Origin of the sequence: Frondihabitans peucedani (assembly GCF_039537585.1) — a bacterium.
GTDB classification, from domain to species: Bacteria; Actinomycetota; Actinomycetes; order Actinomycetales; family Microbacteriaceae; genus Frondihabitans; species Frondihabitans peucedani.
In genome coordinates this window covers 419,891-438,554 of record NZ_BAABAU010000001.1, presented here as the reverse complement: position 1 = coordinate 438,554, position 18,664 = coordinate 419,891, and the positions used below count along the sequence as shown (strand labels likewise).

General features: G+C 70.0%; 17 protein-coding genes. 13 read left to right on the top strand and 4 right to left on the bottom strand.

Features of this window, described 5'->3' with window-relative positions:
- Positions 1-14 precede the first annotated feature (14 nt).
- The 4 genes from ABD733_RS02055 to ABD733_RS02040 form a co-directional block, all read right to left on the bottom strand.
- The gene (locus ABD733_RS02055; RefSeq protein ID WP_344793378.1) at positions 15-3,338 is read right to left on the bottom strand and encodes an AfsR/SARP family transcriptional regulator; all 3,324 of its coding nucleotides are present in this window, start codon (positions 3,336-3,338) and stop codon (positions 15-17) included.
- 66 nt (positions 3,339-3,404) lie between these two features.
- Positions 3,405-3,695 (bottom strand): hypothetical protein, encoded by a 291-nt coding sequence (locus tag ABD733_RS02050; RefSeq protein WP_344793377.1) that lies wholly within the window; start codon positions 3,693-3,695, stop codon positions 3,405-3,407.
- A 24-nt stretch (positions 3,696-3,719) separates the two neighbouring features.
- Complete coding sequence (locus ABD733_RS02045) at positions 3,720-4,571, bottom strand: hypothetical protein (RefSeq protein ID WP_344793376.1); 852 nt, start codon at positions 4,569-4,571, stop codon at positions 3,720-3,722.
- Entirely contained in the window at positions 4,568-5,170 is a 603-nt protein-coding gene (locus ABD733_RS02040) for an RNA polymerase sigma factor (protein ID WP_344793375.1), read from the bottom strand. The genes ABD733_RS02045 and ABD733_RS02040 overlap by 4 nt, the downstream gene beginning before the upstream one ends.
- 167 nt (positions 5,171-5,337) lie before the next feature.
- On the opposite strand from ABD733_RS02040, the gene thrS reads away from it, so the two are divergent.
- The 13 genes from thrS (at position 5,338) to ABD733_RS01975 (ending at position 18,646) form a co-directional block, all read left to right on the top strand.
- Positions 5,338-7,374: a threonine--tRNA ligase gene (gene thrS / locus ABD733_RS02035; protein WP_344793374.1), complete on the top strand. Its 2,037-nt coding sequence runs from the start codon at positions 5,338-5,340 to the stop codon at positions 7,372-7,374.
- Between the two features lie 5 nt (positions 7,375-7,379).
- The gene (locus tag ABD733_RS02030) at positions 7,380-7,952 is read left to right on the top strand and encodes an HIT family protein (RefSeq protein ID WP_344793373.1); all 573 of its coding nucleotides are present in this window, start codon (positions 7,380-7,382) and stop codon (positions 7,950-7,952) included.
- 11 nt (positions 7,953-7,963) lie between these two features.
- Positions 7,964-8,866, top strand: a complete 903-nt coding sequence (gene pdxS, locus ABD733_RS02025) for a pyridoxal 5'-phosphate synthase lyase subunit PdxS (protein WP_344793372.1) — start codon at positions 7,964-7,966, stop codon at positions 8,864-8,866.
- Complete coding sequence (pdxT, locus tag ABD733_RS02020; protein ID WP_425552848.1) at positions 8,863-9,462, top strand: pyridoxal 5'-phosphate synthase glutaminase subunit PdxT; 600 nt, start codon at positions 8,863-8,865, stop codon at positions 9,460-9,462. The genes pdxS and pdxT overlap by 4 nt, the downstream gene beginning before the upstream one ends.
- Positions 9,463-9,516: 54 nt before the next feature.
- On the top strand, positions 9,517-10,278 hold the full coding sequence (locus ABD733_RS02015; RefSeq protein ID WP_344793371.1) for a YebC/PmpR family DNA-binding transcriptional regulator: 762 nt from the start codon (positions 9,517-9,519) through the stop codon (positions 10,276-10,278).
- Between the two features lie 25 nt (positions 10,279-10,303).
- Positions 10,304-10,900, top strand: coding sequence for a crossover junction endodeoxyribonuclease RuvC (gene ruvC, locus ABD733_RS02010; protein ID WP_344793370.1), 597 nt, complete (start codon positions 10,304-10,306; stop codon positions 10,898-10,900).
- A complete protein-coding gene (gene ruvA / locus ABD733_RS02005; protein WP_344793369.1) occupies positions 10,897-11,508 on the top strand; it encodes a Holliday junction branch migration protein RuvA in 612 nt (203 codons plus the stop codon). Before ruvC ends, ruvA begins: the two co-directional genes overlap by 4 nt.
- The gene (ruvB, locus tag ABD733_RS02000; protein WP_344793368.1) at positions 11,505-12,527 is read left to right on the top strand and encodes a Holliday junction branch migration DNA helicase RuvB; all 1,023 of its coding nucleotides are present in this window, start codon (positions 11,505-11,507) and stop codon (positions 12,525-12,527) included. Before ruvA ends, ruvB begins: the two co-directional genes overlap by 4 nt.
- 142 nt (positions 12,528-12,669) lie before the next feature.
- A complete protein-coding gene (locus ABD733_RS01995) occupies positions 12,670-13,092 on the top strand; it encodes a preprotein translocase subunit YajC (protein ID WP_344793367.1) in 423 nt (140 codons plus the stop codon).
- A 125-nt stretch (positions 13,093-13,217) separates the two neighbouring features.
- Positions 13,218-14,966, top strand: a complete 1,749-nt coding sequence (gene secD / locus ABD733_RS01990) for a protein translocase subunit SecD (RefSeq protein WP_344793366.1) — start codon at positions 13,218-13,220, stop codon at positions 14,964-14,966.
- On the top strand, positions 14,966-15,946 hold the full coding sequence (gene secF / locus ABD733_RS01985; RefSeq protein ID WP_344793365.1) for a protein translocase subunit SecF: 981 nt from the start codon (positions 14,966-14,968) through the stop codon (positions 15,944-15,946). The genes secD and secF overlap by 1 nt, the downstream gene beginning before the upstream one ends.
- Entirely contained in the window at positions 15,943-16,284 is a 342-nt protein-coding gene (locus ABD733_RS01980; RefSeq protein WP_344793364.1) for a rhodanese-like domain-containing protein, read from the top strand. Before secF ends, ABD733_RS01980 begins: the two co-directional genes overlap by 4 nt.
- Before the next feature lie 49 nt (positions 16,285-16,333).
- Positions 16,334-18,646 (top strand): RelA/SpoT family protein, encoded by a 2,313-nt coding sequence (locus tag ABD733_RS01975; protein WP_344793363.1) that lies wholly within the window; start codon positions 16,334-16,336, stop codon positions 18,644-18,646.
- The last annotated feature ends 18 nt before the right edge of the window (positions 18,647-18,664 follow it).

Here is an 18,664-nt window from a genome sequence, read left to right as displayed (position 1 = left end):
CGTTGTCGAAATCGTCAAACGGCGCCGAAGGGCCGTCGCATCTCCCGCCTCGCGAGCAGCTCGTGCACCTTCTCCAGCCGCTGGTCGGCCGACGCCAGCGCGAGCTCGGAGCGGACCTCGGCGACCCGGGCCGCTCCGAAGCGCGCGCCCAGGCCCGCGACGAACGCGGCGGTCTCGAGCGGGCCGACGTCCTGCCGGGAGCCGAGCGACTCGGCCAGGAGCACGAGGCGGAGACCGATGTCTCGGACCTCGGCAGAGGCGTGCCGCGCGGGCCAGACGAGCCAGGCACCGATGGCGAAGGCGGCGGCGCCGGCGACCGGGGTGTCTTCGAAGGCGGCGCGGACGCGGTGGAGGGCGATCACGCGGACGCGGAGGGACGTCGCCAGGGCGTCGGTGTCGGCGGGCGACACCGGTTCTGCCTCCCGGACGGCGTGCGCGGCGACAGCGGCGGAGGCCGCCACGATCAGCTGCGGCCAGCGGCGGATCTCCCACGCGCCCGGGACCCCGCGGAGCTCGGCGACGGCCAGGTCGTAGCGCTCCAGCGACTCGCGCTCGCGCCCCTCGAGGTGATCGATCTCGGCGAGCCCGCAGGCCGCCTGCAAGCGCACGTCGTCCCGGTCGAAGGCCGGGACCTCCTCCTCGCCGTTCAGGATCCCCTCGAACAGCCGGCGCCCGAGATCGAAGCGACCGGTCGCGATCTCGGCGGCGGCGATCCGGCGGTCGAGCTCGTGGAGGTCGCCGCGCGCCCCGATCGCCTCCAGCCCCTCGCGGGCGCGGACCGCCCAGAGGAGCGCCTCCTCCGGGGCTGCGCTCTGCACTCCGAGCTGCGCGAGGAAGCCCGCCGCACTGGCCGACGCCCAGACGTTGCCGGTGGCGCCCGCGCTCCGGTAGGCCCGCTCGGCGAGGCGCCGGGCCTCGGCGAGGAGGCCGCGGTTCTCCGCGAGCTGCGCGCTCAGGATCAGGCCGATCTCGGCGATCGACGAGTCGGGCGACGACACGATGCTCGGTAGCCGGGCGCGGAGCACCTCGGGACCCTGCACGGCGCTGAGCAGGATGTCGACCATCACCAGGGTGCGGGCGGGCTCCAGTCGGCGGCGCGCGCGCAGCTTCCGGAGCGCGGAGAGGGCCGGGTGACTGACGCGCGTGTTTCCACTGAAAAGGGCTGTGCCGCCGGCGAGGGCGAGGGTCAGCGCCGTCGCCGTCAGGTGAGCGTCGTCGGGCTCGTAGGAGCGGACGCCGTCGAGCACCGCCGCCCCGAACGAGATGACGTCGGACTGGTTGCCGCGGAGCGACCAGGAGTAGCCGAGTGCGGCGAAGAGACTGACGCTGACGTCGGGCCGGTCGGCCCGGAGCGCCGCGCGCAGGATCGTCGTCAGGTTGTCCTGCTCGAGGGCGAGGGCCTCGAATGCCGACACCTGGTCGCGGCCGTCCAGACGCGCGGCAGCCTCCACGCAGAAGGCCTCGGCCCAGCGGGACATCGCCCGCTCGACCAGGTCCGCCTCGCCTGCCGCGAGGAGCTCGCGGTCGCCGAACTCGCGCACGGTCTCGAGCATGCGGTAGCGCGCGGCCCCGGTGGACGCGTCGTCGGCGACGGAGACGAGCGACTGCGTCACGAGGCCGTCGAGGGCGTCGGCGACGTCGCCGTGATCCTGCGCTCCGGTCGAGAGGTCGGGCCCGATACCTGCGGCGCCGACGATCTGGGCGGCGTCCGCACCGAAGCCGTCGGGGAACCGCGAGAGCCGGCGGAGCAGGACGCGTTCGCGGTCGCCGAGGAGGTTCCAGCTCCAGTCGATGACCGCTGTGAGGGTGCGGTGCCGCTCGGGCGCCGAGCGGTCGCCGCCGGTGAGGAGCGCGAACCGGTTCTCGAGGCGCCGCTCGATCTCGTCGACCGACATCGACCGCACGCGGGCCGCGGCGAGCTCGATCGCGAGCGGGAGCCCGTCGAGCCGCGTGCAGAGCCGGGCGACCGTGTCGCGGGGGAGCGCGACTCCGGGCCGGGCAGCCCGGGCCCGCTCGCGGAACAGGACGACGGCCGCACCCTCCTCGGCTCCTGCCGGGGCACTGGCGAGCGACTCGAGCGGGTAGACGCGCTCGGCTCCGATCGCCAGAGGTGACCGGCTGGTCGCGAGGACCCGGACGTTCTCGGTCGACGCCAGGATGTCGGCCACCCACGAGGCGGCGGCCTCGATCACGTGCTCGCAGTTGTCGACGACCAGGAGCGTCGGGCGCTCGTCGAGGGCCAGCAGGATCAGCTCGCGGACGTCGGCGGCGACGCCCGGTTCGCCGAGGCGCACGCGCCCGACTCGGGCCTCGCGGATGCCGAGGGTGGTGGCGAGCGCCAGCGTCACGTCGTCTCCGGCCCGGACGCCGGCGAGCTCCACGACGACGACTCCGGGAAGAATCTGCGACTGGTGCCGCGCGACCTCCTGCGCGAGACGGGTCTTGCCGAGGCCGCCGGGGCCCAGGATCGTGACGAGCCGGGCCTGCGCGAGGAGGGCGTCGATCCGGGCGACGTCGGCGTCACGGCCGATCAGCACGTTCGGTGCGGTGCGGAGGCCCACGGTGAGACGCGAGCGGGTCTCTGCCGGGGCGGGTTCCCGAAGGAGATCGGCGTGCAGACGGACGAGATCGGCGGAGGGGTCGGCGCCGAGCTCGTCGGCGAGGCGTTCCCGGTGGTCGGCGAAGACCCGGAGAGCCTCGGTGCGCCGCCCGGCCGCCTCGAGGGCGCGGAGGCGCAGCCCGACGAGCGTCTCGTCGCGGAGTGCCGTGTCGCCGAGGGCGTCGAGGTCGGCCAGCGCCCCGGCCTGGTCGTCGGCGTCGAAGCGGGCGCGGGCACGAACGCGGAGGAGACCGGTGCGCAGCCGTTCGGCCGAGGCCGTCAGCTCGTCGGCCGCCTCGGAGTCCGGGAGGTCGGCTCCGGGCTCGCCCCGCCAGAGAGCGAGGGCGTCTCCGGCGATGCGCTCTGCGGCCCGCGGGTCTCGGGGGAGGAGCCGCTCCGCGTCGACGAGGCCGGCGGCAGCGAGACCGAAGTCGGAGGCGCCGGCGTCGCCCAGGGCATAGCCGACCGGGGTCGAGACGATGACGTCGTGGGCGCAGGCCTGCCGGAGGCGCGAGACGAGCGTCTGGAGCGCGGCCTTGCCGGCCCGGGGCGGAGAGTCGCCCCACAGCTCGTCGATGAGCCGCGGAGCCGAGACGCTGCCGCCGGAGGCGAGCGCGAGGGTCGCCACGAGGGCCTTGCCGCGGGAGCCCGGCGGCTCGACGAGACCCTCGCCGGACGGTCCGAGGACCAGGACGGGCCCCAGGACCGCGACGCGCAGGGAGGACGGAGCGGCGGACACGTTCTGAGCCTACTGCCTGAGCGAGACCGAACGATACAACGGAGATATATCGTTAGGGGTGGACCGTCAGCCCGCCTCGGCCGTGTCGGTCGAGAACCAGATCTCCTCGAAGCGGTGCCGCTCCGCCGCGTCGAGGAACGAGCCGCGGAGGTCGGACGGCGCCCCCTCCACGACCAGGACCTCGAGGCCGCGGCCGATCAGCTCGTCCATCAGCGCGCCCACGAAGGCGTGGTCGGCGAGCGCCAGGAGCGACGCGTCGATCTCCACGTGGGCGGCGCCGTCGACGGGCAGGGAGCTGGCCAGGGAGCGTCCGGCGGCAGCGTCTTCGAGAAGGGGAGGCAGAGTAATGGTGAACATCTGCCGACCAACATACGCCGCCCGTCAGCCGCAGCCCATCGAGAACGACCAGGTCTCATCCGACGCCCCCGCCGTGATCGAGCTGACGATCCCGTTCGATCCGGCCTCGAAGACGATGAGGTGCCCGCGCGAGTCTCTGACCCCGTAGTTGCGGCCGTTGGTCCCGATGCCGAGATCGGTGAGACCCGGGTAGGCCGCGCGCACCTCCGTCAGAGTGGCTCCGAGACCGATGCCCTCCTGGGTCCGGGGCGACTCCGCGGCCTGCGCGGGCGTCACCGCCGTCTGGTCGTAGTCGCCGAAGACGGCGATCTTCACCGCACCGAGCGGAGTCTTCTTCTCCACGGGGACGAGGATCAGTGACACCCCCTCGGGGAGCTGCTTGGACCGGATGAGGCAGAAGTTGCTGCTTCCGTCATCGCGCGTGGGGTATCCCGACAGCGACGCGAAGGCCGTGACCATGTCCTGATCCTCCCGGATCGGGCCGATCCCGTCGAAGGTGATCCTCCACGAGCCCGGGTCGGACAGGTCGACCGAGGGTGTCGGTGCAGGATCCGGCACGATCGGCACGGGGCTGGGGGTGCCGGCCGGGTCGACGATCCCGGGGCCCGACGTGCTCCCCGGGGTCGGGGTGACCGTCGCGGGGAGCGTCGGCTCGGGGCTCGGCCCGACGACGATGCCGTGGCCGGGCGCCGGGGCCGTGATCCTGGAGACCGTGACTCCGAGGCCTCCGATCACGAGCACCGCCGCCGTCGCGATCGACGTGAACAGGACCGCGCGCCTGGCCGGCCTTCTCGCCTCCGATCGGTCGACGGTGTCGATGAGCATGGAGCGGATCGCCGCGGAGCGCGCGGCGTCGGGCTGGGATGTCGAAGTCATCGGAGGCCTCCGAGGGCTGGGGCGGACGCTTCGTCGCGATCCTGCGGGCCGGTGAGCTGCGCCAGTCGTGCCTTGGCGCGGGAGAGGCGGGACTTGACGGTCCCGGTGGGCACGCCGAGTGCTTCGGCGGCCTGGGCGAGCGAGTACTCGTGGATGACGCAGAGCGTCAGGACGTCCTGCTCTCGCGGGCGGAGCCGCACGAACGCGGTCCGGACGCGGGCTGCCGCGGAGTCGGTGTCGAGATCGTCGAGCACCCGGGTCGAGTGGTCGGCGACGTCCTCCTGCGCGGGGACCCTCGCCATGGCGATCCGGTGCCGCCGTGCCGCGCGCTGGGCGTTCTGGGCCACGTGATTGGTCGTGACGAGGAGCCACGGGAGGATCGACGTCTCGACGACCCTCACCGCGGCTCTCCGCCGCCAGGCCTCCAGGAAGACGAGGGCCAGGACGTCCTCCGCGTCGTGACCCGACCTCGTCCAGCGGAGTGCCTGGCCGAAGACGCGGTCGCGGTGGCGGTCGTAGAGCAGCGCGAAGGCGGCGGAGTCGCCGTTCCTCGCCCGCTCCCAGAGCCCTGGCTCGTCGGATCCTGTCCGGTCCGGCATGGTGTTCCCCCTTGTGTTCGGTCCCTCTGATGATGGATGTCCGAAGTGACCGGAAGGTTCCATCTTTTTTCGGAGGGGATCCGTCCGCCCCGCACCGAGTGCCGCGGAGGCCCTCTCGGCCCCGCCCCTAAACTGGGTCAAACCCCTGTCGATGAAAAGGACGTTCCGTGTCAGACGCCGAAGCAACCGTGCCCACCCCGCCATCGCCGCGCGAGGTCACGGAGACGACGACCGGCTTCGACCTCTTCCCCGACCGCAGCGTCGTCGCGGTCCGCGTCGACGGCGCGCTCTTCGACATGGCGGCCTCCTTCGAGCCGGGCGTCCTCGCCGAGCCGGTGCTGATCTCGGAGCCGCAGGGTCTCGAGATCCTGCGTCACTCGACGGCGCACGTCATGGCGCAGGCCGTCCAGAGCATCAACCCCGAGGCCAAGCTCGGCATCGGGCCGCCCGTGGAGGACGGCTTCTACTTCGACTTCGACGTCGAGGAGCCCTTCACGCCCGAGAGCGTCAAGGCCATCGAGAAGGCCATGGAGCGCATCGTCAAGGCGAACCAGCGCTTCGTGCGCCGGGTGGTCGACGAGGGCGAGGCCCGCGCCCTGATGGCGGACGAGCCCTACAAGCTCGAGCTGATCGGCCTCAAGGGCGGCAACGACCTGGTCGAGAACGCGGGCGACGCCGGAGTCGTGCTCGCTGATGAGACAAGTGTCGAGATCGGCGGCACCGAGCTCACCGTCTACGAGAACGTCGACGCCAAGACCGGCGAGGTCGTCTGGCGCGACCTCTGCCGCGGGCCGCACCTGCCCTCGACGCGCCTCATCCAGAACGGCTGGAAGCTGATGCGGACGGCCGCCGCCTACTGGCGTGGCTCGGAGAAGAACAAGCAGCTGCAGCGCATCTACGGGACCGCGTGGGCGACGAAGGACGACCTCCGCGCCCACCTCGAGCGCCTCGAGGAGGCGGCCAAGCGTGACCACCGCAAGCTCGGCGCCGAGCTCGACCTCTTCTCGTTCCCCGACGAGCTCGGCTCGGGGCTCCCGGTCTTCCACCCGAAGGGCGGCATCATCCGCCGCACCATGGAGGACTACTCCCGCAAGCGCCACGAAGAAGAGGGCTACGAGTTCGTCTACACGCCCCACATCACCAAGTCGAACCTCTACGAGACCTCCGGTCACCTCGACTGGTACCGAGACGGCATGTTCCCGGCGATGCACCTCGACGAGGTCCGCAACGAGGCCGGCGAGATCACCCGCCAGGGCGCCGACTACTACCTCAAGCCCATGAACTGCCCGATGCACATCCTCGTGTACCGCTCGCAGGGCCGGTCGTACCGCGACCTCCCGATGCGCCTGTTCGAGTTCGGCTCCGTCTACCGCAACGAGAAGTCGGGCGTGATCCACGGCCTCACCCGTGTGCGGGGCATGACGCAGGACGACGCCCACATCTTCACCACCCGCGAAGACATGGCCAACGAGCTCAAGACGACCCTGTCGTTCGTCCTGTCGCTCCTCAAGGACTACGGCCTGAACGACTTCTACCTGGAGCTGTCGACGAAAGACCCCGAGAAGTACGTCGGCGACGACGCCACCTGGGAGGAGGCGACCGAGACCCTCGCCGAGGTCGCGCGCGAGACGGGGCTCGAGCTCGTCCCCGATCCTGCGGGCGCCGCCTTCTACGGCCCGAAGATCTCGGTGCAGGCGCGCGACGCGATCGGCCGCACCTGGCAGATGTCGACCGTGCAGCTCGACTTCAACCTGCCCGAGCGATTCGGCCTCGAGTACACCGCGGCCGACGGCACCCACCAGCGCCCCGTGATGATCCACCGCGCCCTGTTCGGCTCGATCGAGCGCTTCTTCGGAGTGCTCACCGAGCACTACGCGGGCGCCTTCCCCGTGTGGCTCGCCCCGGTGCAGGTGGTCGGGATCCCGGTCGCCGACGAGTACGGCGACTACCTCGACGAGGTCGCGGCCCAGCTGCGCGCCCGCGGCGTCCGGGTGCAGATCGACCACGGCAACGACCGCATGCCGAAGAAGATCCGCACGCACACCAAGGCCAAGGTGCCGTTCCAGCTGATCGCCGGCGAGGAGGACCGCCAGGCAGGATCGGTCTCGTTCCGGTACCGCGACGGATCGCAGGAGAACGGGATCCCGGTCGCCGACGCCATCGAGAAGATCGTCACCGCCATCGAGACCAAGGCTCAGGTCTGACCTCGATGAGCGACGCGTCCGGGGCTCCGACGGAGTCGTCCTCCGACTTCGCCGCGGCCCCGGACGCCTTCCAGCGTCTCTGGACACCGCACCGCGCCGTCTACGTCGAGAAGGGGCAGGGCGCCCACGACGACGACTGCCCCTTCTGCGCCGCCCCCGGCAAGACGGACGAGGAGGCGCTCATCGTCGCGCGCGGCGAGCACGCCTACGTCCTGCTGAACCTGTTCCCCTACAACCCGGGCCACCTCCTGGTCTGCCCCTACCGCCACATCTCGACCTACGACCAGGCGACGGCCGACGAGGTGGCGGAGATCGGCGTGCTCACGCAGACGGCCATGCGCGTCCTCACGACGGTCTCGCACGCTCAGGGATTCAACATGGGGATGAACCAGGGCGACGTCGGGGGAGCGGGCATCGCGGCGCACCTGCACCAGCACGTCGTCCCGCGCTACGCGGGCGACTCGAACTTCTTCCCGATCATCGCGCAGACGAAGGCCGTCACGCAGTTGCTCGACGACGTGAGAACGGCCGTGTCTGCGGCCTGGAGCCAATCGGCTCCACCCCCTGCGACCCCGTAAGCTAGGGGATCATGAGCGACAGCACCCCCACCCCCACCACCGGCTCCTCTCTGGTCAAGCGCGGCCTCGCCGACATGCTCAAGGGCGGCGTCATCATGGACGTCGTCAACGTCGAGCAGGCGAAGATCGCCGAAGACGCCGGAGCCACGGCCGTCATGGCCCTCGAGCGCGTCCCCGCCGACATCCGTGCGCAGGGCGGCGTCGCTCGCATGTCCGACCCCGACATGATCGACGAGATCGTCAAGGCCGTGAACATCCCGGTCATGGCGAAGGCCCGCATCGGCCACTTCGTCGAGGCGCAGATCCTGCAGACGCTCGGCGTCGACTACATCGACGAGTCCGAGGTGCTGAGCCCCGCCGACTACGTCAATCACATCGACAAGTGGAAGTTCACGGTCCCCTTCGTCTGCGGTGCCACGAACCTGGGCGAGGCGCTCCGCCGCATCACCGAGGGCGCGGCCATGATCCGCTCGAAGGGCGAGGCCGGCACCGGCGACGTCTCCGAGGCGACCAAGCACATCCGCACCATCAAGCGCGAGATCGCGGGCCTCCGCTACCTCTCGCCCGACGAGCTCTACGTCGCCGCCAAAGAGCTGCAGGCGCCGTTCGACGTCGTCAAGGAGGTCGCCGAGACCGGCAAGCTCCCCGTCGTCCTGTTCACCGCGGGCGGCGTCGCCACCCCGGCCGACGCGGCTCTCATGATGCAGCTCGGCGCCGACGGCGTCTTCGTCGGCTCCGGCATCTTCAAGTCCGGCAACCCGGCGCAGCGCGCCGCCGCGATCGTCAAGGCCACCACGTTCTACGACGACCCGCAGGTCGTCGCCGACGCCTCGCGCGGTCTCGGCGAAGCCATGGTCGGCATCAACGTCGCCGACGTCCCGGCACCGCACCGTCTCTCCGAGCGGGGCTGGTGACCGCTCTCCGCATCGGCGTCCTGGCACTCCAGGGCGACTTCCGCGAGCACCTGCAGGTCGTCTCGTCACTCGGCGAGACGGCCGTGCCGGTCCGCCGCGAAGACGAGCTGAAGGGCGTCGACGGGCTCATCATCCCCGGTGGCGAGTCCTCGGTCATGGACAAGCTCTCGCGGACCTTCGGCCTCGCCGAGCCGCTCAAGGAGGCCGTGGCGTCGGGTCTCCCCGTCTACGGCACCTGCGCCGGGCTGATCATGCTCGCCGACTCGATCCTCGACGGCATGGCCGGGCAGCAGACGATCGGCGGCCTCGACGTCGCCGTGCGACGCAACGCCTTCGGCACCCAGCGCGACTCCTTCGAAGAGGACCTCGAGGTTCCCGCGCTCGAAGGCGAGCCGGTGCATGCCGTGTTCATCCGCGCACCCGTGGTCGAGACCGTCGGCGCCGACGCGAAGCCGCTCGGCACCCTGGCCGACGGCCGCGTGGTCGCGGTCGAGCAGGGCAACCTCCTCGGCACGTCGTTCCACCCCGAGATCACCGGCGACTTCCGGTTCCACGAGTACTTCCTCGCGAAGGCCCGCGCCCGCGCCTCCTCCTGAACGGGTCGCCGGTACACTTATCTGGTTCAGATCCTCAGCAACGACAGGAGCACCGTGTCCGGGCATTCCAAGTGGGCGACGACCAAGCATCAGAAGGCCGTCGTCGACGGTCGCCGCGCGAAGTCGTTCGCGAAGCTGATCAAGAACATCGAGGTCGCCGCCAAGCTCGGCGGTGCCGACTTCGAGGGCAACCCGACCCTGGTCGACGCTGTCCAGAAGGCCAAGAAGACCTCGGTCCCCAAAGACAACATCGACCGCGCCGTCAAGCGCGGGGCGGGCCTCACCGGCGATGGCGTCGAGTACCAGACCATCGTGTACGAGGGCTACGCCGCCAACGGCGTGGCGCTCATGATCGAGTGCCTCACCGACAACAAGAACCGCGCCGCGGCGAACGTCCGCACCGTCATGAGCCGCAACGGCGGCACCATGGCCGACCCGGGCAGCGTCGCCTACAACTTCAGCCGCAAGGGCGTCATCACCGTGATGAAGACCGACGGGCTCTCCGAAGACGACGTCATGGGGGCCGTGCTCGACGCCGGTGCCGAAGACGTCGTCGACAAGGGCGCCGGCTTCGAGATCCAGACCGATCCGAGCGACCTCGTCCCCGCGCGAACGGCGCTCCAGGCGGCCGGCATCGACTACGAGGCGGCCGACATCGAGTTCGTCCCCGGCCTCACGATCGAGGTCGACGCCGACACCGCGCGCAAGGTGTTCCGACTCATCGACGCCCTCGACGACGACGACGACGTGCAGAACGTCTACTCGAACGTCGCCGTCCCGGCCGACGTGCAGGCCGAGCTCGACGACGACGAGTGATGCTCCCGACGATCCAGCCCCGGCCGTGACACTCCGGGTGCTGGGCGTCGACCCCGGCCTCACCCGGTGCGGCGTCGGTGTCATCGAGGTCTCGACGACACGGGTTCCGACGCTCGTGTCGGTCCACACCCTCCGGACGCCGGCCGACCTGCCTCTCGAGCGGCGCCTCCTGAGCATCGCCCGCGGGCTCGAGGAGCTCATCGACGAGTTCCGCCCCGACGCGATGGCCATCGAGCGCGTCTTCGCCCAGAACAACGTCCGGACGGTCATGGGCACCGCACAGGTGTCCGGCCTGGCCCTCCGCGCCGCCGCCGAGCGGGAGATCCCCGTCGCGCTGCACACCCCCTCCGAGGTGAAGGCCGCCGTGACCGGCTACGGCAACGCCGACAAGGCCCAGGTCGGGCAGATGGTGGCGCGCCTCCTCCGGCTCGACGAGGTCCCGAAGCCCGCCGACGCGGCCGACGCCCTCGCCCTCGCCATCTGCCACGCCTGGCGCCGCGGCAGCGTCCGCGCCGCTCCGGCCGCCGCCGCAGCAGCATCGTCGGCGGCCGGCCTCACACCGGCCCAGCGAGCGTGGCGTGACGCAGAGAAGTCGGTGCGCACTCCTAGGCTGGGCGGATGATCTCGAGTCTCCGCGGTTCCGTCGCCGCCGCATCCGGGTCGACGGTGGTCCTCGAGGTCGGGGGAGTGGGGCTCAAGGTCTCGGTCACCCCGCAGCAGGCGCTCTCGATGCCGGTCGGCACCGTCGCCCATCTCTTCACCACCCTCATCGTCCGCGAAGACGACCTCGCGCTGTTCGGCTTCGCGACCGCCGACGAGCTCGAGATCTTCGACCTCCTGCGCGGCGTCACCGGCGTCGGCCCGAAGTCGGCCCTCGGCGTTCTGGGGCACCTCACGCCATCGCAGATCGCCACCGCCGTCGCCTCCGAAGACGACGCCGCGTTCCGGCGGGTCTCCGGGATCGGGCCCAAGACCGCCAAGCTGATCGTCGTCCAGCTCACCGGCAAGCTCGACATCCGCATCCAGGCGCCCAGCGTCACCGCAGCGAGCACGACGGCGACCGACGTCCTCATCGCGCTCATCGGCCTCGGCTGGTCGGAGCGCGACGCCCAGACCGCCATCGACCACGTGCTCGACGAGGCCGACGCCTCCGTCACGACCGCCGTCCCCGCCCTGCTCCGCGCCACGCTGACCCGCCTCGGCCCGCAGCGCGCCGGAGCAGGCCGATGAGCGACGACCTCACAAGCCCCGAGCTCGAGTCCGAGGCCGAGCTCGCCTTCGAGGGAGCCCTCCGGCCCAAGTCGCTCACCGAGTTCGTCGGGCAGACGAAGGTGCGCGGCCAGCTCGAGCTGCTGCTCCGCGCCGCTGCCATGCAGGGCCGCACCCCCGACCACGTCCTCCTGGCCGGCCCACCCGGCCTCGGCAAGACGACGCTCGCGATGATCGTCGCCCACGAGGGCAACCGGCCGCTCAGGATGTCGTCCGGGCCCGCGATCCAGCACGCCGGCGACCTCGCGGCCGTCCTCTCCTCGCTCGTGCCGGGCGAGGTGCTCTTCATCGACGAGATCCACCGCATGGCGCGGTCGGCCGAGGAGATGCTCTACCTCGCGATGGAGGACTTCCGCATCGACATCATGGTGGGCAAGGGCGCCGGCGCCACGAGCATCCCGCTCGAGCTGTCGCCGTTCACCCTCGTCGGCGCGACCACTCGCTCCGGCCTCCTGCCGAACCCGCTCCGCGACCGCTTCGGCTTCACCGCCCACCTCGAGTTCTACGACGAGCCCGAGCTCGAGGAGGTCCTCCGCCGCGCGGCCGCACTCATCGACGTCGACATCGACCGCGACGCGCTGGCCGAGATCGCCGGACGCTGCCGGGGCACGCCGCGAATCGCGAACCGCCTCCTGCGACGGGTGCGCGACTACGCCCTCGTCCACGGCCGCCGAGCCGACATCACGACGGTCCGCGAGGCCCTCGACCTCTACGACGTCGACGCGCTCGGCCTCGACCGGCTCGACCGTTCCGTGGTGGAGACGATCCTGACCCGCTTCGACGGCGGACCGGTCGGCCTCAACACCCTCGCGGTGTCGGTCGGCGAGGAGGCCGACACCATCGAGTCGGTCGTCGAGCCGTTCCTCGTGCGCGTGGGCCTCCTCACCCGCACACCGAGGGGCAGGATCGCGACACCCGAGGCCTGGCGCCACTTCGGCCTCCAGCGTCGTCCAGGGGGGCTCTTCGACGATGGCCTATAATCCTCGGAGGCTTCCGAACCCCTGGTCCGCGCCTGACAGCTGACAGCCGCCGCGGCTGATCTCTCCGCGGCATCCTGCGCCTCACCACCGTCTCCATCATCTCGACAGTCTCCACAGCCTCCACGCGAAAGAAGAACTCACCATGGATCCAATCACCGGCATCATGCTCGTCGTCCTGGTCGTGCTCGTCTTCTTCATCTTCCGCAACCGTCGTCGCACGCAGCGGCAGCAGGCCGAGCTCCAGACGAAGATGGTCCCGGGCGTCGAGCTGATGCTCACCTTCGGCATCTACGGCACGCTGGTCTCCATCGACGACGAGAACAACGTCGCCGAGGTCGAGATCGCTCCGGGCACCGTCATCACCGTCCACCGCCAGACGCTCGGCCGCATCGTGGAGCCCGTCGTGGCCGACGACGACGCCGCGGCGACCAAGGCCGCAGCTGCGGGTTCCACCTCGTCGTACTCGCTCAACGAAGACCACGCCATCACCACCGACCCCGCCGAGTACGGCGAGCGGGTCGACGGGACGACGACGTCGCCGCGCGAGAACGACACCGACAAGTGACGACACCGACAAGTAACGACACCGGCAAGTCCTGACCCTGTGACACTCCGGCCGCCCGGCCGGACTCCACCCGGTGAACGCCGCCCTCGGGCGGCGGTCTCCGCCTGAGAAAGCTGAGTTTCTACGTGGCACGATCGACGCCCGTGAAGAAGGCCCTTCGTTCCCTGACCTGGCTGCTGGTGATCATCGCCGCGATCACCGCGCTCAACGGGGCCGCGACGATCCTGCACAAGACCACCAACACGACCAACGGCTGGTGGAGCAACGCGAGCTTCGTGCCCGAGCTCGCGCTCGACCTCCAGGGCGGCACGCAGATCACCCTGCAGGCCCAGCTCCAGAGCGGACAGACGGTGTCGTCCGACCAGCTCAACCAGGCGGTCGCGATCATCCGCCAGCGGATCAACGCCAACGGCGTCTCCGAGGCCGAGATCAACACCCAGGGCAAGAACAACATCGTCGTGTCGATCCCGGGCAAGCCCGACGAGGCGACCCTCAACAGGATCGAGTCGGCCGCGCGCCTGACGTTCCGGCCGGTGCTCTACACCGAGGCGGTCACCTCGAGCTCCGTCGGCAAGTCGGCCTCGGCGACGCCGTACGTGCCGAGCAAGACGCTCGAGGCCACCCCGACGGCGAAGCCGACCGACGCCAGCGACGTCAGCTGGATCAGCGCCCGGCTCGCCGACCTCTACACGAACTACAACTGCGCGGCGCCCGACGACGTCACCAACGCGCCCGACGACAAGCCCCTCGTCACCTGCTCCACCGACGACGGCGGCCAGACCTCGAAGTACATCCTCGGTCCGGTCGAGGTCGAGGGCTCCACGATCTCCAACGCCACCAGCGGCATCGCGACGAACTCGCAGGGCAACAGCACGGGTCAGTGGGCCGTCAACATCGACTTCAACGGCAAGGGCACGTCGGAGTTCAAAGACGTCACGAGCCGTCTCGTCTCGCTGACCGCCCCGCGCAACCAGTTCGCCATCGTGCTCGACGGCCTCGTCATCACCGCTCCGAGCACCAACAGCGCGATCACCGACGGCTCCGCGCAGATCACCGGCTCCTTCACCTCCGACACCGCGAAGACCCTCGCCGACCAGCTGAAGTTCGGCGCCTTGCCGATCAGCTTCCAGGTGCAGAGCAACGAGGCGATCTCCGCCACCCTCGGCAAGACGCAGCTGTTCTCCGGCCTGATCGCCGGGCTCATCGGCCTGATCCTCGTCATCATCTACTCGCTGATCCAGTACCGCGCCCTGGCGTTCGTCACGGTCCTGTCACTGGCGATCTCCGGTGTGATCACCTACCTGACCATCGACTTCCTGTCCTGGCACGACGGCTACCGCCTGTCGCTGGCGGGTGTGGCGGGTCTGATCGTCGCGATCGGAATCACGGCCGACTCGTTCATCGTGTACTTCGAGAGGATCCGCGACGAGCTGCGCGACGGCCGGGTCCTCGAGTCGGCGGTGGAGGCCGGCTGGAAGCGGGCCATCCGCACGATCCTGGCCTCCGACGCCGTCAACCTGATCGCCGCCATCACGCTCTACATCCTGGCCGTCGGCAACGTGAAGGGCTTCGCCCTCACCCTGCTGATCACGACCCTGATCGACGTGGTCGTCGTGACCCTGTTCACGCACCCGATGCTCCGTCTGATCGCCCGCACCGGCTACTTCGGCGGCGGACACCGGTTCTCCGGCCTCGACCCGCAGGCGCTCGGCGCCGTCTACCGCGGCCGCGCCCAGTTCCGCGCGCCGGTGGCCACGGGCCGGAAGCGCGCCGGAGGCCGCGAGGCCGAGAAGCGGCAGACGATCGCCGAGCGACGAGCGGCCGAGGCGGCCGCCGCCAAGAACTCCGAGACCACGTCCGAGAAGGATTCCTGATGGCCAGCTTCTCCAAGTTCGGAAACGACCTCTACACCGGGGCCCGCTCCTACAACATCGTCGGCCGCCGGAAGATCTGGTACGGCATCGCCGTCCTCATGATCCTGGCCTCGGTGCTGATCCCGATCGCCCGCGGCGGCTTCCAGTTCAGCATCGACTTCACGGGCGGCTCGGAGTTCCAGATCTCCGGTCTGAAGAACCCCGACCAGACCATCGCGACCGACACCGTCACGAAGTTCGACTCGAAGGCCACCCCGCTCGTGTCGACCGTGGCCGGCACGACGGTCCGCGTGCAGACGAACCAGCTCACGACGCAGCAGACCGACCGGCTGGGCAACCAGCTGGCCGAGGCGTACGGCGTGCCCCAGAAGAACGTCGCCACATCGTTCATCGGGGCCACCTGGGGCGGGGACATCACCACGCAGGCGATCCGCGGCCTCGTCATCTTCCTGATCCTCGCCGCGATCTTCATGACCATCTACTTCCGCACCTGGAAGATGGCCGCGGCAGCCATGGTGTCCCTGATCCACGACCTCGTGATCACCGCCGGCGTCTACGGGATCCTGGGCTTCCAGGTCTCGCCCGCAGCCGTCATCGGGTTCCTCACGATCCTCGGCTACTCGCTCTACGACACCGTCGTGGTGTTCGACAAGATCCGCGAGAACAACGCCGAAGACAAGAACGGCTCGTCACGCACCTTCGGCGAGTCGGTCAACCTGGCCGTGAACCAGACGCTGGTCCGGTCGATCAACACGTCGGTGGTCGCCCTGCTGCCGGTGGCCGCGATCCTCTTCATCGGCTCGCTGCTCCTCGGCGCCGGCACGCTCCGCGACATCTCGCTCTCGCTGTTCATCGGCATCCTGGTCGGCACGTACTCGACGATCTTCATCGCGGCGCCCGTGTACGCGCAGATCCGGGGCAACGAGGTCGGCGTGCAGAAGTCCGACGCGAAGAAGTCGAAGGCGCAGGTGGCCTCGTGAGCGACGAGCGCGAGATGATCACCGCCCAGGAGGCTATCGCCGAGGTACAGAAAGGCGCCTACCTGCTCGACGTCCGTGAGCAGCACGAGTGGGACGCCGGCCACGCGTCGGCCGCCCACCTCCTGCCCATGTCCGAGCTGAACGCCCGGGTGTCCGAGGTGCCGACCGACCGCGAGGTGCTGGTCGTCTGCCACGTCGGGGGCCGGTCCGCTCAGGTCACCGCCGCCCTTCGCCAGCACGGCTACGACGCCGTCGACGTCCTCGGCGGCATGATCGCGTGGCAGGACGCTGACGGCGAACTGACCAGCGAGAACGGCCGCGCGCCGTCGGTCGGCTGACCGGGTCGACTATTCTGAGAGTCTCGACCTCGAGAGAGAGTGGGCGCGGATGACGACCGACATCACCACGACCGACACGTCTGCGCCCGGTGCCGCCGGAACGCCGGCCGGCCAGCCTGCTCCGAATGCCGCGTCTCTCCGCACGCTGCTCCCGAGGCTGTTCTCCCGGAGCCAGCCCGCCGGCGCCGTCGACCGCCTGATCAAGACGGTCAGGATGCACCACCCGAAGGTCGACCTGTCGATCATCGATCGCGCCTACGCCACGGCCGACACTGCCCACACCGGGCAGCTGCGGAAGAGCGGCGAGCCCTACATCACGCACCCGGTCGCGGTGGCCCAGATCCTGGCCGACCTCGGCATCGGTCCGAAGACGATCGCTGCCGCGCTGCTGCACGACACGGTCGAGGACACCGACTACACGCTCGACATGCTCCGCCGCGACTTCGGCGACGAGATCGCCATGCTCGTCGACGGCGTCACCAAGCTCGACAAGCTGAAGTACGGCGACAGTGCCCAGGCCGAGACGGTCCGGAAGATGGTCGTGGCGATGTCGAAAGACATCCGCGTGCTCGTCATCAAGCTGGCCGACCGCCTGCACAACGCCCGCACCTGGGGCTTCGTCGAGTCGGCCTCGGCGACCCGGAAGGCGACCGAGACCCTCGAGATCTACGCGCCGCTGGCCCACCGCCTCGGAATCCAGACCATCAAGTGGGAGCTCGAAGACCTCTCGTTCGCGGTGCTGCACCCGAAGCTCTACGTCGAGATCGACAGCCTCGTCAAGCAGCGCACCCCGCAGCGCGAGCAGTTCGTGCAGAACGTCATCAACGCCGTCAAGAGCGACCTCAAGTCGTCGAAGATCCGGGGCGACGTCGTTGGGCGGCCGAAGCAGTACTACTCGATCTACCAGAAGATGATCGTGCGCGGCCGCGAGTTCGACGAGATCTACGACCTGGTCGGCATCCGCGTCCTGGTGAACAGCCTGCGCGACTGCTACGCCGTGCTGGGCTCGATCCACGCGCGCTGGAACCCGATCCCGGGCCGCTTCAAGGACTACATCGCGACGCCGAAGTTCAACCTCTACCAGTCGCTGCACACGACGGTCATCGGCCCCAAGGGCCGCCCGGTCGAGATCCAGATCCGCACGCACGAGATGCACCAGCGGGCCGAGTTCGGCGTCGCCGCGCACTGGAAGTACAAGCAGCGCATGAACGGCGGTCGCGACAACCTCAGCGACCCCAAGACCGAGACCGACATGGCGTGGCTCGCGCACATCTCCGACTGGCAGGCCGAGACGGCCGACCCGTCGGAGTTCCTCGACAGCCTGCGCTTCGAGATCGGCGCGAAGGAGGTCTACGTCTTCACCCCCCAGGGCAAGGTCATCGGCCTGCCCTCGGGTGCGACTCCGGTCGACTTCGCCTACGCCGTCCACACCGAGGTCGGCCACCGCACCATGGGCGCGAAGGTCAACGGCCGACTGGTGCCCCTCGAGTCGACGCTCACCTCGGGCGACGTCGTCGAGGTCTTCACCTCGAAGAACCCCGACTCGGGCCCCTCGCAAGACTGGCTCGCCTTCGTCAAGAGCCCTCGCGCCCGCAACAAGATCCGGCAGTGGTTCACCAAGGAGCGCCGCGACGAGGCCGTCGAGCAGGGCAAGGACGCCATCGCTCGCGCCATGCGCAAGCAGAACCTCCCTCTTCAGAAGCTCATGAGCCAGGACTCCATCGCCGAGGTGGCGGCCGCCATGCGCTACGACGACCTCACCGCGCTCTACGCGGCCGTCGGCGAGGGCCACATCTCGACCCAGTCGGTCATCGAGAAGATCCTCGCCGCCGTCCAGACGCAGACCGACGAAGACACCGACCTCGACCTCGAGTTCCCGTCGAAGGGCCGGCAGCGTCCGATCCGCAACAGCGACTCGGGCGTCCTCGTCCGCGGAGCCCCCGACATCCTGGTCAAGCTCGCCAAGTGCTGCACGCCGGTGCCGGGCGACCAGATCGTCGGCTTCATCACGCGCGGCCAGGGCGTCAGCGTGCACCAGGCGACGTGCCACAACGTGCAGAGCCTGATGAACGAGCCCGAGCGCATGATCGACGTCTCGTGGGCGCCGTCGTCGAAGAGCGTGTTCCTGGTGCAGATCCAGATCGAGGCCCTCGATCGGTCGGGGCTGCTCAGCGACGTGACCCGCGTGCTGTCGGAGCATCACGTCAACATCCTGTCGGCCACGGTCTCGACCTCCTCCGAGCGCCTGGCCCTCAGCCGCTTCGTCTTCGAGATGGGCGACACGACCCACCTCGACCGGGTGCTGAACGCGGTGCGCAGGATCGACGCGGTCTACGACGTCTACCGCGTCAGCGGCGGCTGAGCCCACCCTCGGCACACC